This is a genomic window from Bartonella sp. AA81SXKL, from assembly GCF_042196945.1.
Classification (GTDB): Bacteria; Pseudomonadota; Alphaproteobacteria; order Rhizobiales; family Rhizobiaceae; genus Bartonella.
The window spans coordinates 29,920-44,322 of record NZ_JBHIRH010000012.1 but is presented as its reverse complement, the minus strand read 5'-3'; the positions used below and the strand labels follow the sequence as shown (position 1 = coordinate 44,322).

Annotated in this window: 12 protein-coding genes and 3 pseudogenes; all 15 read right to left on the bottom strand. The window is 40.9% G+C overall.

Annotated features, from left to right (window positions below):
- Positions 1-212: 212 nt before the first annotated feature.
- On the bottom strand, positions 213-1,622 hold the full coding sequence (locus ACFINZ_RS06775; RefSeq protein ID WP_375701263.1) for an AMP-binding protein: 1,410 nt from the start codon (positions 1,620-1,622) through the stop codon (positions 213-215).
- Between the two features lie 10 nt (positions 1,623-1,632).
- Entirely contained in the window at positions 1,633-2,919 is a 1,287-nt protein-coding gene (locus ACFINZ_RS06770; protein ID WP_375701262.1) for a beta-ketoacyl-[acyl-carrier-protein] synthase family protein, read from the bottom strand.
- Positions 2,920-2,932: 13 nt separating this feature from the next.
- Entirely contained in the window at positions 2,933-4,000 is a 1,068-nt protein-coding gene (locus tag ACFINZ_RS06765) for a hypothetical protein (protein ID WP_375680457.1), read from the bottom strand.
- A 1-nt stretch (position 4,001) separates the two neighbouring features.
- Positions 4,002-4,385 carry an acyl carrier protein gene (locus ACFINZ_RS06760; RefSeq protein WP_375680456.1) on the bottom strand — a complete coding sequence of 128 codons (384 nt, stop codon included), beginning with the start codon at positions 4,383-4,385 and terminating at the stop codon, positions 4,002-4,004.
- Positions 4,385-5,164: an SDR family oxidoreductase gene (locus ACFINZ_RS06755; RefSeq protein ID WP_375680455.1), complete on the bottom strand. Its 780-nt coding sequence runs from the start codon at positions 5,162-5,164 to the stop codon at positions 4,385-4,387. Before ACFINZ_RS06755 ends, ACFINZ_RS06760 begins: the two co-directional genes overlap by 1 nt.
- Positions 5,165-5,517: 353 nt before the next feature.
- Positions 5,518-5,709: a hypothetical protein gene (locus ACFINZ_RS06750; RefSeq protein ID WP_375642555.1), complete on the bottom strand. Its 192-nt coding sequence runs from the start codon at positions 5,707-5,709 to the stop codon at positions 5,518-5,520.
- Positions 5,710-5,749: 40 nt separating this feature from the next.
- Positions 5,750-6,620 (bottom strand): annotated as a pseudogene (locus ACFINZ_RS06745) (toprim domain-containing protein).
- A gap of 98 nt (positions 6,621-6,718) precedes the next feature.
- The gene (locus ACFINZ_RS06740; protein ID WP_011180791.1) at positions 6,719-6,919 is read right to left on the bottom strand and encodes an AlpA family transcriptional regulator; all 201 of its coding nucleotides are present in this window, start codon (positions 6,917-6,919) and stop codon (positions 6,719-6,721) included.
- A gap of 208 nt (positions 6,920-7,127) precedes the next feature.
- Positions 7,128-8,294: a tyrosine-type recombinase/integrase gene (locus tag ACFINZ_RS06735; RefSeq protein WP_375701261.1), complete on the bottom strand. Its 1,167-nt coding sequence runs from the start codon at positions 8,292-8,294 to the stop codon at positions 7,128-7,130.
- Between the two features lie 162 nt (positions 8,295-8,456).
- Positions 8,457-8,762 (bottom strand): annotated as a pseudogene (locus ACFINZ_RS06730) (phage tail protein); the annotation flags it as partial.
- A gap of 146 nt (positions 8,763-8,908) precedes the next feature.
- Positions 8,909-9,118: a 2-hydroxymuconate tautomerase family protein gene (locus ACFINZ_RS06725; protein WP_375607418.1), complete on the bottom strand. Its 210-nt coding sequence runs from the start codon at positions 9,116-9,118 to the stop codon at positions 8,909-8,911.
- Positions 9,119-9,132: 14 nt separating this feature from the next.
- Positions 9,133-10,437 (bottom strand): hypothetical protein, encoded by a 1,305-nt coding sequence (locus tag ACFINZ_RS06720; protein ID WP_375637044.1) that lies wholly within the window; start codon positions 10,435-10,437, stop codon positions 9,133-9,135.
- Positions 10,438-10,462: 25 nt separating this feature from the next.
- Positions 10,463-12,331, bottom strand: coding sequence for an FAD/NAD(P)-binding protein (locus ACFINZ_RS06715; protein ID WP_375701260.1), 1,869 nt, complete (start codon positions 12,329-12,331; stop codon positions 10,463-10,465).
- A 95-nt stretch (positions 12,332-12,426) separates the two neighbouring features.
- Positions 12,427-13,539, bottom strand: coding sequence for a YbfB/YjiJ family MFS transporter (locus ACFINZ_RS06710; RefSeq protein ID WP_375637045.1), 1,113 nt, complete (start codon positions 13,537-13,539; stop codon positions 12,427-12,429).
- A gap of 326 nt (positions 13,540-13,865) precedes the next feature.
- A pseudogene (locus ACFINZ_RS06705) lies at positions 13,866-14,114 on the bottom strand (baseplate assembly protein); the annotation flags it as partial.
- Positions 14,115-14,403 lie beyond the last annotated feature (289 nt).

The following is a 14,403-nucleotide window of genomic DNA, read 5'->3' as shown; positions in this document are numbered from 1 at the left end:
ATCTGGCAAAATCCGTTTAAATATATCGATAAAAAGTACCTTCGCCATTTCACGTTGCAATATCATTCTCGATGTACGTTTCGTCGATACAGGCAAATAACGATGAAGCCTATCAATAGCCAAAAAATAGGTATAAAAAGAATGGCTCACAATGCACAGATAATTGTTTGCACGGCGATTAACATACACTCTGCTCATACTATGAGCTTTATCTACACGGTACATTTTATTTTCCCTGTATTTGTCGTGACAATTTTTCTGATATTTACTTTAAATGCATACTGATACCATTTATCAGTTAATAGTTTAGTAACGACTTTAACCTGCTCACTATTTGCCGACATATCAAGGTTGAGATAAAGATCGCCGTTCTGTGCTTTTGAAAAGTAATGTCTTAAACATCCGGCATACTTAATAATGTCATTTGAAATCAGTTGAACTGGGATAAACTTACCATTGTGTTTAAATTCATTAACGGCTCTAGCTATCCAGTAATAGCATTCGGATTCATCTTTAACAAACAGGTCGCCGGAATCAAACCATTCATCACGCGGCTTTAATTGCAAGGAACTATCAACATAACCATCACACGCGAAAGGCGTTTTATAAAACATACGGCGCACTGAATCAGAAGCATCCGCCCGATCAATGGGGCGCAAATCAATTTTTATATCACTCACCAGAACCTTACCCGGTGCCACAACGCCATATTTACTGGTTCTTTCAATATCGCGTAGCGAGCAGATCTTATTATGAAACAAGCGCGGTCCGGATTCGGTCTGACCGAAGTTATTCCATAACGTCGTGCATGATGAGAGGATGCCCGATGCTTGTACGGTAAGCAAACGATCGGATGCATTCAAGATATTTTGCACATGGATTCGGCTTTTGGTAAAAATGTCGCTTACTTCCAGCATCCAGTCACCGATTAAAGGCAAGTTGGTAATGCTGTAGTGCGAAACGAGTTCAACAATATTACTTATTTGAAATTTTTCAAATACCAGTTTGCTATCCGATAAGAAGGCACATAGCATAGTAGAGAGACCATACATATACTGCACCGGGAAATAACACAATGAGCAATCTTCATTACTTAGTCCAAGAGATTGGCTCACCGCGATGGCATTCTCAATCAGAATATTTTCATGATATTGAATCAACTTCGGCTTACTGGTTGTTCCGGAGGTACAAAAATAGAAATGCGCGCACGGATATGCTGTAAAATCAGCCAGATTTTCGTTCACAGTTGAAAGACAATGATCAAACGCGATATTAATCCGGTGACTGATGATACTAATATTCCTGACTTCATGGCTCATTACAACAGCCGCAATGCAATCGGCATCAACTAGCATATCAACAATGTCTAAATCATGAATACTGACGATCCAAGCTTTCAATTTTAGCACAGACGCAACAAAATAGCTGATCAGACCTTCGAAATTATTTCTAATCACAAAAACAAACAGCTTATTTTGCTCCTCTTGCGGGCGATCACGAAAATATCTAACTACGGTATCTGCACACCCTTTTGTCATCATGCTGACATCCTCTGCCGAATAATGACTGTGATGATAAATCACTTGCCAGTTTCTTTCTAATAAGGAATATATTGTTAACATGAGGTGTCCCTTACAAATATTGTGGATTCCCTAAAACCAAGCTGCTTGCGCCACCACCCATACCAAATGAGTTTTTCAATGCGTATTTAAGCGGTCGGTACTGATGCTCCCTCACAAGCGCAATGCCAGCAGGCAATTGAGGATCGATTTCATCACAATTCAAAATTTTAGGCAAAACATTGTTCCGAAAAGAAACCAGTACACACAAAATTTCCATCGCACCGGCAGCAGCAATCAGATGCCCGTGCCAAGATTTTGTCGCCACAATCGCTGGGTTGTGCGCGCCAAAAACCATTCTGATTGCACTGGCTTCGTGCTGATCATTTTGTACTGTCGATGTCCCATGTGTATTCACAAAATCAATAGCGGTACAGTCAATACCCGCATGTTCGATGGCTCGTTCCATCGACAGTTGCATTTCGAGATCATCTTTATGCGGCGCTACAATATGCTGTGCACAAAGTGCACCGCCGTAACCCAATAAATAGGCCAACGGCTCATGCTGCCGCGCCAGTACGTTAGATAATTTTTCAATAACGAACAAACCTGCACCCTCCGCTAAAACAAATCCGCTGCGATGCCGGTCAAAAGGCCGCGAACGCCGTGGTCCACAGTAGTTTTGATCAGTTGATATCACTCCCATTTCTTCTAATCGCGCAAGATTCAGCGGGGTGACTTTCGCAGAAACACCGCCGCAAATCACCGCTTTAACTTCACCATTGCGGATGGCTCGCATCGCGAGGCCGATACTTTGCGTTGATGCAGAACAAAGGCCTAGAAGGGCAAAGCTGAGGCCCGCAAACGGGATAATTTCATGTATCGTTTTTAGAACCGCAGTTGTATCGAGATCAAAAAACTCATTAATTTTAAAATGTTCTAGCGCGACATCGATCAAGCATTGCTTATCCGCGTCGGCGGGAACCTTGTCCGCAAAACTGATAGACTTTTCAATATCGATTGCCGATTCATCAATCCCTACAATACAGCCAATATCTTCTGCTGGATAATATTCCTGCAAATGCAGTCGTTCATGCAGTCTCTTTGCTGCTAAGTCCGCATAAAAAAGCTCGCCGTTTCTGAAGGATTTTTTTTTAGGCCAGCGTAGCAACTCATTACCTTCTATAGGAATCCCAGCTTCATGAGTTTGAAAATACTGGTGATCAAATTTTTTAATCTTCCGTATACCACTTTTCCCATGCATAAAGCAGGCGTGAATTTCATCCAAATGGCTGCCTAATGGCGTAACAGCCCCATATGCACTAATACATAATGTATCTGCATCAAAATGGGTATTCATTGTAAAGCTCCCCTTAGTGTTTAATTATCCAAATATTTCCGATACCATAATTGATAGCCGCACCAGTCAGCATAACTCGGGCCCCCGAGGGAATCGCAGGATCATTAAGACAGCATAAAATATCCAGTATGTTATTGAGTTTTCCAGTGTACCCAGTTTTAGATTTATAGTTAACAACCGGTATCCCTGGAAAAAATTTCTCTAGCGCTGAATATTCAGCTATTTGTTGCATACGAATACCGTTGTTATAACTAACAATAACATCAGGTTCCCCCTGTTGCGTCCGTTGTTTACTCAACAGGCTTTCCCAGTCCCGTTCTCCAAAACTGACTTTAGGGCAATAACGAATAGTCACAGAGATTAATTCAGCTAGCGCATCGCAACTGTTATTGTCTAAAGACATCACTGCCGCCCCCCAACTCGGGATAATACCAGAAATATCTTTATCACTTTGTCGAATTTCACCGAATTTTTTAAAGACAGTCAGACTATCGAAGCTCAGCATATTTGCTGCACTAACAACCATCGCTCGCTCTTTTGCAATTATATTAGCGATGTCAGCATAAGCCAATTTCAATGCAACTAGGCCACTTAATGATGCAGCACGTAACGGCATCCCTTCCTCATGATCAAGTAACAATTTTGAGATGTGATACAACACATTTGTTGGCAACAATCGTAACGTATTCAGAGGATTATTTATCTCCTTATACTGCTGGATATGCTTCCAGACGGAACCATCGTCCTTATATTTACGGCAAATTTCAAAAAGCAAATCAAAGCTGCGGTCTTCACTATCGCATGCAGTATATAGAAAGGCTTTTGCATGCTCCGTCAGGCAATCTTTACTTTGAAAATCTATCAGCGCATTGATTACCATTTTTGACATATCATTTAGCACTGAGCGGTCTTCTCTGCTGACCAGCTTCTTGTCTATCATAGACGGTGTCGAAAAGTGGTAATAGTCCATATCACAAGGATTAATGTCATCCGCAGTGCTGAGCAGCTGGCTCAGCGCTGCACTATTAGGCGCGAATTGCTGATACACACCATAGTTTTTTATATAGACCCTTTCCGTCATGCTAGTTGCGCTTTAAAACTGATATACGCTGGTTGATATAATTCAGCGTGAAATAGGAGTAGAGTTCTTTAAACTGGATTTTCTTATCAATCGATTCATATTCTTTTAACCCCAGCAGGTCATTGATTTTAGCAACACCTTCGCTAGTCCACTCTTTGGTATCAAATGAGTAAAATGCTTCTGTAGTGGCCCATTTATTTACCGGCCAAAGGCTTTCAGGGCTAACATCAACCTTGAAGTGCTTTTTTAACTCGAAGACAAAATCAATATAATCAATCGAAGTCATTCCGTAATCAGAGAATAGCGACTTGTGCGGATCAAGCTCTTCTGACTCATCAAGATACATGACATCTTTAAAAATCTGGCTAATTGTTGTAATATACATTAGATAATCCCCTCACCATTCCCGATCGTTAATGAAACGCCTGTAGTAATAATTTTACCGTTAATAAATGCATTGACAGCACTCGCAACATCTTCGGCAGCCAACATTTTCCTCATTGGGATGGTTTTTTCTATGCTAGCAATACTTCTTCCTTCTTTTGCACAATAGTCCTGAAGCATCTTTGTCTTGATATAACCAGGGCTTACGCACAGCGTTCTGATATTGAATCGGCCCATTTCCAGTGCAATGCCGGAGAGATATCTTTCCATAGCTGCCTTTGTCGAGCCATATAAAGAGTTACCCACTCTGATTTTTTTTGCGGCCACCGAACTGATAAATACCAGCTTGGTCTCATTTTCTTTATACTGCTTCATCGTTTTGACTACCATATTGAAAATCAGCACGGCTGACAGATAGTTAAGACGAGTGATGGCGTTAATATTTTCGGGTTCCAGCTCATCGCACAAACATGCCGGGTTATAACCAGCACAGTAGATAGCTATCTCAATTCTAACATTTTCTAAGGCAGCACAAAACTGCACGACGTCTTGCTCAGATGTCAAATCCAAGCGAACTGGCAAGACAGCACTTTGGTACCGATGCTTCATATCACTAACGGCGGTTTCATTACTGAACCATGTAAAAACTACGAAATAACCACCATTAATTAGTGAATCTATGACATTCCGCGCTATCTCAGCAGTCCCTGCGACTACCAGCGCCAAGGATTTTTCATTATATGCAGGATTATTTACGATATCGACAAAACTATGACTCATGCCTCCCCCTTATATTTAAACATGCTATAAATTTTCCAGCACAGAATCACCCTTGATAAAACATAATCCCAATGAAACTATATAGACGAGGATATCTGCTTACTTTCGCAGTACCACCTAAATTAATTAAAAGCAACTGCTTTTAATTAAAAAATTACCAGTACCTAAAGGCCAAAATTGTCATGATCCTCCCGAGTATATTGCAGCCCCGAATAAAGCTGCAAATCTGGATCAAACAGCTGGCTATGCCCGCTCTTCAACCAAGTTTGGTCATAACTAAAAGAAAAAGTCTCTTTGCCTCTGCCAGATGCAGCATAAAGCTGCCCCATGCGACATGGGACTTCCATGCCAGCCTAATGCGCCCAGACTTCTATCGCTTTTTGTTTTGACGCTTGCATTAATCTCTCTTGGGCACGCAGCGTTTCGTGTGCAGCAGGCCAGAATCCTGCAAACTGCGTCCCAGCGGATCGTTCCCTTCTAACAACAATAAATCTTTTCCAACCGTAAACAAGCATTATCGTTATCATTGACGGGGGTATTTTCATTGTTGTTTTGTAAATTACTATTTTTCATAGTTTCCCTCTTTTAAGAAAGTAATACGTTATTAAAATCAGTTCCTTTTGGAGCTTGCATCATAAAGACCTCAAGGCCTTGTCTATAGGCACGCGCAGCGAGGTTAAAACCTGCTTTACGACCCGCATCATCGCCGTCCATTGCAATGGTGAGACGCCCTTTTATAAGGGGGTAAATTCACACGCATCATGCCACTGGTTGAAAGGGACGCCCATAAATCAACGGGCTCTGATAACAACCCAGACAAAAGAGCCAGACCGGTTTCAATGCCTTCACAAATGACCAGATGTTTTGGATTGGCTTGGCTTAAATGCACCCCACCACCTGTTACAGATCCCAACATGGCTTTTGCTGGTTTCTGATCTGTTTTGCAGCCATTGTCTTTTAAAAAGGTTCTATGAATGGCAAAGGAACCAGCCCCCTTAACAAGAGCAACCAACGCGGGCAATGTACCCCCAGAGGGGTGTGGACATTTGCTATGAAAACGTAAATCAGCAGGCAAATCACATGTAATACCCCGCATACGTAAATAGGTTTCTGCTAAAGTGTTTTTAATTGGTTGGCTTTGTTGCCAAATTGCTTTTGCTCTCTCTGCTTTCCTTTTTGCTTGTTTGAGATCAGCACAAAACTGTTTTGAGAAAGAGAGCGTATGATCATAAGCTTGTTTTCCAAGCAATCCAATTCTAATAAGCGCTTGTATGATCTCTCTAAAAGAGCAGCCAGCATAACAAGTGAGTAAAAGACGCCCATCATGTCCATTGGCAAGGGATAAGCTAGGCAGCCTATCATCATGAGCAGGGCAACGGGCTGTTCCATAACGCCCATGCCAAGTACCATGCAAAGTACGTGTGATACCTTGCGCATTCTTAAAAGAACACATCATTTTAAATCCTATAACGTTGCGTCACAGGACGGTTTGTGCACTCTCTAGGGTGATGAGTTTGAGAAAGCCTTGTCCGTCCTTACGTGACAAGGTTTTTTTTATGCCGCGTCACTTTGACGTTGCTGTTTTGCTTGCTCGATGACATTGATAAGATCCGATTGTAACCAACGGGACAAAAAACCAAATTTTAAAGGTTTTGGGAGAGATCCATTGGTAACATGACGCCGGAATGTTGAGACACTCATATGAAGCAATTTTGCACTTTCACGGTCTGTTAAAAGAATATCATTTTCTGTCATTCTAAAATCCTTTCACGATAAAAATGGTAACAAATCATAACTATTTATTAACCACATTTTGGTTCATTTAGAAAGATGTTTTATTTATAGAAAACAATATTTTATCATACAATTTTTATGTGATAATTTATGACTCTTATTGAGAAAGAATGAGAGAGAAAAGAGAGCTAAAGTTATCCACAGATCATGGGGTTATGCACCCCATATCTTAAGATTGACCCGTGACATAAGCCGCCCATTTATCCATATAGACACGGCGCTGTTCTAGATAGTCAGTGCGACGATAGGCACGCTCTACTTTGCCGCCAACTGTATGACTTAGAATAGTTTCAGCAACCTCATAGGGGGCATTGGTTGTTTCAGCAAGCCAATCGCGTAAACTAGAGCGAAAACCATGCGGGCATGCTTCAATTTTATTTTTTCTCATATACCAAGCCATCATCGTATGTGAAAGAGGACCGCGACCGGTAGGAGAAAAAAGAAAATCACTTTTAGAAATACAACGAGCTTGTTCAATAATTTTCAGCGCTTCTTTTGATAAGGGGACGCGAAATTCTGTTGTAGTATCACGCTTTCCTTTCATATTTTCAGCAGGAATTGTCCAGACATCATCTTCAATTTGACCTTCACGAATATGACGCAAAGGAAAAGTACGAACTCCTGTCAAAATAAGCAAACGCAAAGCCAGTTGTGTCATAGTTGTTTTTTGACAAAGCGTTTGATAAAAAGCCGGCACATCTCTCCAATCCATGGCTGGTCTATTAATAACCTTATGACGTTGTTTGCCTAAGAGAGCGCGTGCTTTTTCCGTTGCTTGTAAATCAACATCCAAACCTAATGCAGCCGCATGTTTGAGACAAAGATTAAGACGCATCAATGCTGTTCGAGCAATTACAGCTTTTGTATGCCAAATGGGAGAAAGGGTATTGCGTATCTCTGTTTGCGTAATCTCTGAAACGGGTAAACAGCCTAATTTAGGGAGAATATGAAGGCGTAAAGGTGTAAACCATTTACCATTTTTACCATCACCTTTTAATTCAGCTTTACGAGTTTCAAAAGTATCTAGTGCAATATCTTTTAAGTAATGGAGATTGCTTATTGCCTCACGCTTTTGTTTTTCACGTTCTTTAATAGGGTCACGCCCTTCACGTAAAACAGTCCGCCATCCTGTTGCCAATTCACGGGCTTGTTTTAAAGAAACATCTCGCAAGGCACCCAAGCCTATTTCGCGGCGCCGACCATGAATGGTATAACGATAAAGCCATTGAGCACCACCATCTTTACGCTTATGGAGAAGCAAGCCGGCACCATCATTATATTTGCCAGCCCCCAATGTTGCGACAGACCTTGCATTAAGACGGTTCATAAGAGCCATTTTTACTCCTTTCTTATACAGTTTTTACCCACACGCCAGCCCCGCTTTTGACGTGCAAACGAATGGTTTTGATTGATTCAAGATAAGCAGATTTGAAATGAGATAATCCTACAGTATTAGTTTTTTCATTCAATATGAAAACAATAAGTTATCATTATAAATCAATGCCTTGAACACAGGGTTTTTGCCATTGTCAATCCGCCCTGCACTATAAGCCGGTGCTAAGAGAATTCCAGGTTCCACACCCAAATGCCCCCGCGCATGCGCTAAGGCATGCACACCGGTCAGGTGAGCGTTTGATCCCACCATCTCAGTTTGTGTCTCAGCAATGGTTGATTTTTCTTCCACACGCACAAGGATAATTTGTGCCTCAATCCCCTGTGCGCACACGGCTTTAATGACATCAAGAGCTGTGCTTCTTGTCCCAAGCTTTTGGATTTTTTCTGTCTCATGGCTAAAAACTAACACGGGCTCGTTGAGGGGAAAAACTTGGTTGTCAGCATCAGGGGCTGTAACAACCGCCCCAAGGGCGGTCTGATCAAATGTTGCTAAGGGACGTGATTTTTTACATTGATTATCCCTATTGACCTTAAATTATTGTCAAATACACAGAGTTATTCTTTATTTTGAGCTTTTCTTAATTCTGTAATGGGAACACCCCCAATACCCCAATTGTCTGTCTCCACTTCATCAATCACGACAACAGTCGTTTTCGGATTTTTATTCAGAATATTAACTAATAATTGAGTTGCCCCTTCTATTAGTTGCCGTTTCTGTTCAGAGGTAACCCCTTCATTAGTAATTTTAATATTTATGTAAGGCATAAGATCTCCATAATTTACAAATATTGAATAAAAAAGCTCAAATAAATGAACGCAAAAAGATTAAATATTAATACATAATAACTATGCATTTTAAAGCTCGTATCCACCGGTGAAATACGTAGGCTACTGGAAGCAAAAATAGCATTTATTGATACAGGAGAAAGGAGTTGAGCTGCAATAAAGAAGCAAATCCAAACCAAATAATCCGTAACCCCATAAGCCATCGATGACCCTAGTAAGGGAAATGCCAAACTAAATAGCACCATAGGATGAATTCCTACTACACTGAAAATTGGCAATACAAAGAGAATACAGGCATAGTGCTGCCAAACAGAAAGTGATGCCAATGAGTGACTAAACGTCACCGGCAACAAAGGAATAAGCAAATCACAAGTAGATATTAGCAGACTACAACCTAGCAACAACATAATTTCACTGGATATACTGCGTATCACTGCCACCAAAGGAGTCAAAAAATCAATACTGCGTGAACTCACACGCTCAATGACGTATAGAATGCTTGCCGTCAATGCAATGCTTTGTAGTGCATTCAACTTGATAACTGTCAACGCAACGATAAATGTTAGCCAGAAAAATATCAAAAAAATCCAAATTCTTACTCTCTCTCCTTCTTTATTCGCTCTTCTCTCATCGCAAATAATCGGGTTAGCTAGCGGTACAACAGGAGAAAGGCACAACAACAACAGACTGAATAGAAAAAGTGGTATCCCCAAAGCAGCGGATGTGAATATTGGTGTTCTAGGCATAGCAGCGAAAACTGTTGCTGCACCGATGCTGGTCGGCATCAGTACCATCGTGATGCTCATCATTCGCATCACAATAGCGGCCAAATGGCGAGAGGGAAAAACACTTTTCTTCAAGGCATCAATCATTAGGGGGATAACCCCCAAACTCATCGGCCAAGCTAAAAACGCAGTCAGTATCGCGATGGACAGGGTAAGCGAACCCTTTCCATAGCGCATCAACCGTTCAGAGAGAAATTCTGAAATACGCCATGTATTCATCACATGGCGCAACAATCCCATGGCGAGTAATAGCCAAAAGACATCAGTAAAACGCACAAGCACAGTACGAACATCAGGCAAGTGCCAACGCCATATCAGCACTAAAGTACAAGCCAACAGGATGAACACACCACTGCGTGCATTCCCCTTCAACCACCAGTATGGTATCGTCAAAAGCAAATAACCGAAAACAGTCACTCCAGCCAATGGAATAAGAAACCAAGTTCTTATTGAGATAGACATAAGAAAAATGAATAGCATCAGCATCGCCATTATAACGGATACGGAGGACATGCGTATCAGGAAGCTTTTTACATCATCAATGTACATTAATTGTTGAATCTTTGACTGAGTAGCGATTAAGAAGCTGCTCGTACATGTCAGTGACACAGCGCCCTGCGTCCCGCAATGCACGCGAATTAACTAAAGGCCTAGGCAAAATATATGTATAAAAATTAGGCCCCTCTACTGGATTACCGACCACCCATAATGTATTTTGTATTTGCCCTTTAGTGTCTATAGGATGCTGCCGACGGTCAATATCAATACCACCAGGATGATATCCTTGGTTGATAAATGGTCGAATGATGCCCTGAGCAGCCAAATTTTTGATAAAAGGAGACTCATCACGCAACGGAGAAAAACTATCAATCTTGGCCGTGATCAGCACATCTCCATCAACTGAACTGTTTTCATCTTGGAAAACAGACTGAATTTCGAAACGGCTAGTACTAGCATTGAGAACAAGTTTAGGTGAAGGGCCGCCAGCCAAAGTCACGATACCAGCCTCCATCAGAGCCTTCAACTCTTGGTTTCGCTGCATCGGTGGGCCGACAGAAATACGGTTAAAGTTTGGATTAAAATATTCAATAAAGTACTTGTGAGATGAAGACGTTAACCCGCAAAAATCAATTGCTGAACGTAAGATATCACGGACATCTCGTAGCACATCTGTAGCAGCTTTCACTGGGCCATCAACATTACCTTCAGCGGAAGAATGAAGATCGTCCTTCAAATGCTCCATGAAGAATCTTGTATAATCCTTCAAAGAGGCAAATATTTTATTTCGATGAGGATACAGCAACGCTTGAATACACTGCTCGTCTTTGGAAGTAACAACATAGGTTTCAAGGTCTAGCCAGTGCCCCAGCTGCGTACTTCGATAGACATAACACATTTCTTTAAGCAACAGAGGTAAAAGCTGCGTTTCGAAATCCAGCTTCGGAGAACCGTTAGCAATGCTGGATTGCTTACGCAGATGATGTATTGCATCGAGAGTAAGGAATGATGGTATGTATTGCCCACTACCACCCTTTTGATTAATCCCGCGACTACTAAAAGGCAATGTTTGACGGGAGAATAAAGCTATCTTCGGTTCTTTGCCGCTTGGCATGTAGCGCAATTGTCCAGCATTTTCAGTAAAAGTCCCACCGCGACCGTAAGTCAATTGCGACAAGACATCATAGCTAGTTAATCCAATTCCCTGCACCAGCACACGAGACTGAGATTGTATAGAGTCCAACTTTTCAATTGGATAAGGATTCGAATAATAGTTCAAAAGCGCATTTTTCATTTGGTGAGCAGCCACAAACTGTTGCAGGCTTTCATCATGCGATGAATATATATTCTTACCGTGACCCGTGGTCATATAAACAAAATCTACACTATAACGACAGCCATCTTCCAAAAGAACATCCGTTTTATTATCTTGGTGGATATGGAGATTAATAACCTTTTGTCGGATCTCCTTAATACGAATACCGGAAGGTAAATCTTGCGTGAGTTCTTGGTAAGCCCAAGACAGGTATTCCCCTAACAAACGACGTGATAAATAATCATTTTCTTTGATTTCTCTCCCAACATCATGCTCTGTACGAGAAAAAACACCGTTAATATTACGATAACCTTGTTGAATAGCCCATTGATAGAAATTCGGTCCCTTCCGAATAGGCCCGACACCCTTAACTGTATCATCACCAAATAAAGTAATCTGGCAAGCGACAGTGTTAACCAATAAATGATCTGGCTGATGCACACTATGGGTACCGGTTCCCATCTCATTGGGATCAATCAATAAAATATCAATGTTCCCAGAAAATGGATAATGGGAATAAAGTGTGAGCAAGCGTTCGAGAATACTGATCCCACGAGGACCAACGCCCAAAATAGCGACTGTAGAGTGAAGCATTCTGTAATCTCCCCTATTAGAATAATTTGACTTTCACAAAATGTTTCAAAAAGAATGGAATAAATTCTCTCGACTTTTTAGTGAAGATTGCGGGTTTATGAAACGCCAACGACCTTTTTACAAAGACAATATTGACAGATTCCAGCAGCAGCAAAAAGCGCTACAGCACCACAGATAACGGAAAGCGCAATGGCATGTGAACCAAACTGTAAAAAACTCGTCAAGAGAGGTCCTAATATTTGGCCAAAACCGTAAGTTAAGGTAGCCAAGCCTAGCAGATTTATGCCATACGGCGCATACAAACGCTTAGCTAACGGCATAACTAGAGAGGTCGTCCCCATAAAAGTAAATCCAAACCCTATACAACTGAGAACGATCAGTACAAGAGACTGGCTGAATAATGTCAGTAATACGCATCCTCCTTGGATAAGCAAATTGAGCATCAAACAACGTAATACCCCCCACCGATGGGCTCCCCATAACCAAATGAAACAACTAGGAACAATGGCTATTCCGACAAACGACCATAAGTGGTTAGCGAGTAGTGGGAAATTAAATGTTTTCGCCATCAGAGGAAGATATGTCGCGACAATAATATAACCAAACCCAGCAAGCCCATAAATCAGAGCGAGTTCCCACCAAACGATATTTTCGTGTGCCAATGACTCATTAATAGCAAATTGAGACGCATCAACACGACGTGGAAATAAAATAAACAACAAGAGCAACAATACAACAGATATAAAACCAGCTCCAAACCAAATATTTTTCGCGTTCAGCGATTTACTCAAACCAATAATAACATACTCATTACCCAGCAGAATACCAACTCCCACACCTGCATAGAGCGAAGCAATAACCCACAGCTTGTGACTATGCTGCATAACCGTCATAGAACCAAAAATCATCATTGCTGCACTCGCGATACCGGCAGCAAAGCGGATAAAGAAGACCAAGTAAAAGTTTGTTGTTAACGCCATGGCAAAAATAAGTGCACTCGTCACTATAGCTGCACCAAATAGCATGTAGGGAGCACGGGATATATTCCCAACTCTGCAAAACGAAAAAAACATACTCCCAACTAAATAACCGCCATAATTAGCGCTAGCTATATAAGAAAGTTGCTTAAAGGTAAACAATCCTTCATCCAACATAACAGGAAATACCGGCGTATAGAAAAATCGCCCAATCCCCATCCCCAAAATCATAATAATCATACCGAATACAGCGATTTTGAAACAACTCAAATCTTGACGATTATTTTTCCCCCCCATTACTCTAATCCCTTAACTAATAATTCGCTCATCCGCATTCTATCTCATCGAGAGTAACACTTATCTCAGAAAATAAAAGCCAATCTAGCCATTTGTTTAGGTAGCCAGAGCAACATATTTAACGATTATTGTCAACATTACTGGATCAGTTATATGCATTTCATCGTTTTACGCCCTGCTCCATGTATGATCTTCTCCCTACAAAGCTTCTTTTTCAGAAAAATAATGGCTGAAATTAAGCAGCAATAACAACGAGAAAATCAATAAGCACGCCCCAGTTCAGACAAGACAATATCCCCCAAAGCGACAGCTTCATCAGGTGCGACTAAAATACCCTCACAAGGTTGCGTTATGTTCACATGATGAACGTCCTCAACCATCAAGCGGCTTAGTATCCAACTTAAAGACAGATCACGCCCAAGCCTTTGCGCACGCGCCCATTCTGCTCTTAAATTCTGCTCCGCTCTTTCCAAAACAAAGGAGCCTTCATCCAGTAACAACCAAAAATCAATAGTATTGAAGGGTATAAAGGCTACTTTTAATATAGCTTTGTTTTTTATCAGCAGCAGTAAAAAAGTTTGTGTTTTTTATAAAAATTGAAATTTATTCATTTTTTATCGTATATTTTATGCTATTAATTTTAAGTTAATAAAGATCATAGAGTTTTAATCTGATGAGATGCGTTCTTTTCTTAATGTACATTCATCAATATTTTATGTAAAAATATCTACTTTACATCATAAAAGTGTATTTACAATAATAATATTTTCATATAAGTTCTCCTATCATATAAGTGGT